Annotated in this window: 1 protein-coding gene and 1 pseudogene; both read right to left on the bottom strand. The window is 70.5% G+C overall.

The window, feature by feature from the left end; genetic code table 11:
• Positions 1-992, bottom strand: a pseudogene (locus CH341_RS30965) (DUF4139 domain-containing protein); the annotation flags it as partial.
• 332 nt (positions 993-1,324) lie between these two features.
• Complete coding sequence (gene ppa / locus CH341_RS30960) at positions 1,325-1,873, bottom strand: inorganic diphosphatase (RefSeq protein ID WP_111423484.1); 549 nt, start codon at positions 1,871-1,873, stop codon at positions 1,325-1,327.
• Between the last annotated feature and the right edge of the window lie 137 nt (positions 1,874-2,010).

The following is a 2,010-nucleotide window of genomic DNA, read 5'->3' as shown; positions in this document are numbered from 1 at the left end:
CGACCTGCCTGAACTCCTCCCAGTCGATGGCGCCGTGCGTCCAGTGGCCGGTCGACTCGTCGAATCTCAGGTCCGGACTGCTTGAGCGCCACCGGATTGCCCGAGACCAGCACCAGCTCGACCTCCTTCCAGTCGCCGCCGGTGAGGTTCTCGACCACGGCCCAGCCCTGCAGCCGCGCCTTGGCGCCGTCCTTGGGCAGCACCAGCCGGTAGGCCGTCTTCCACACCGGCGCCGCCACCACGTAGCCGAGCCCGGCCTGCCGGCTGCCGTCTCCCAGAAAGCCGATCGATAGCGTCCGCCGGTCCTTTGCGCGATTCTGCGATTGTCCGGCGAGAGCGCGGTCGATCTGGGCGCGGGTCTCCGGATCGGTGAAGCGCAGGCTGGTCAGGTCCTCCAGCACGGCCTGCACCAGGCCCGTCTCGGTCATCAGGCTGAGGCGGTGGCGCGTGACGGTGCCGCCATTGGCCGGCAGCGCGACCTCCTCGGGCTCCACCCGGAAGACGCGGCCCTTCGCCGTGACCGGCCCCGAGACCTCCACCTCGGCGCCGACCAGCGCGTTGAGCAGCGCGGTCGGCGAGGCGAGCGCCTCCGGCCCGAACGGCAGGTCGCGGAACAGCTCGGCCAGGGGCTGCTTGCCGGGCAGGCTGACGGCGCCGACGCCGCCGGCGCGATCGAACACGGTGAGGCTCTTGAGCAGGTCGTCGACCTGATCGAGCCGCACCGGCAGGTCGATGCTCTGGCCACCCGTCACCGGGCCGGCATGCAGGAACTGGGCGAGCCCGGCGCTCGACAGCACGACCCGCACCAGCGGCAGCTCGGCGGCGCCGGCGCTGGAGGCGAGGGAGAGCTGCCCGAGGCCGGCCAACAGCGCGCCGAGCGCCACCATGCCGGCGAGCCGCAGTTTTCTCGACCGAAGCGCTGGAGGGGTGGCGGAACCGGAGGCGGGCGTCGTCGGGCGCACGGCCCGGGAGTGCGGCATCGGCTCGATCATGGGGCGGTCCTGTCGGTTTGCCGGAGGCGTTGCAGGGCTGACGGTGCAGGATCGCGCGCCGCGCGGCCGGTCCGGCCGCAGCGCGACGATCGGAGAACACGGGCGGCATGTCAGCCCCGAACCGGGGCGATGTCAGGGCGAACCGGAGGCCGCGTGCGACACTTCAGTGTCGCGGGTGCCGCCGCGGGTTCGGCCCGTCGCTGCGCCGGACACGAAAAGGGGCCGCGCGATGGCGGCCCCCATGTCGTCGCGCCGGCCGGGCCGGTCACGCCGCTGTCGTCCGAATGCGGTCACACGACAGCCGTCGCTCGCCCGTGGTCAGTTGCCAGTTGTCATTTGCCCGTGGTCGCGGCCTTCTCGGCGGCGCGGGCGATCGATTCCATCACCAGCTTCTCGGCGCCCGCGGCGTCGACCCAGCGCACGATGGTGACCCACTTGCCCTTCTCCAGATCCTTGTAGTGCTGGAAGAAGTGGCCGATCTGCTCGCGCATGATCGGGGGCAGATCCTCGTAGCTCTTCACGTCCGTGTAGAACGGGTGGAGGTCGTCGACCGGCACCGCGATGATCTTCTCGTCGCCGCCCGACTCGTCCTCCATCAGCAGCGCGCCGACCGGGCGGCAGCGGATCACCGAGCCCGGGAACACCGGCACGCGGTTGACCACCAGCACGTCGAGCGGATCGCCGTCCATCGACAGCGTGTGCGGGACGAAGCCGTAATTGCCGGGATAGAACATCGCCGTGTGCAGGAAGCGGTCGACGAACAGCGCCCCGGAGGACTTCTCGATCTCGTACTTGACCGGCTCGCCGCCGAGCGGAATCTCGATCACGACGTGCAGGTCCTTGGGCGGATTGCGGCCCGGGGAAATCTCGGCGAGGTTCATCTCGGCTCCAATTCAAAACGGTGGTGTCGGTGGCCCGGTCCGGGGCCTCCAATGGGCTTGCTTACTGCGGCGGGGGCCGAGGCGACAACTGGATTCGCTGGTGGCTTCTTCCCACCTCCCCCTGGAGGGGGGAGGTC

The sequence above is a fragment of the Rhodoplanes roseus genome (assembly GCF_003258865.1).
Lineage (GTDB): Bacteria > Pseudomonadota > Alphaproteobacteria > Rhizobiales > Xanthobacteraceae > Rhodoplanes > Rhodoplanes roseus.
Note: the sequence above shows the minus strand (reverse complement) of the source record. Positions and strands in the feature narration are given on the sequence as shown.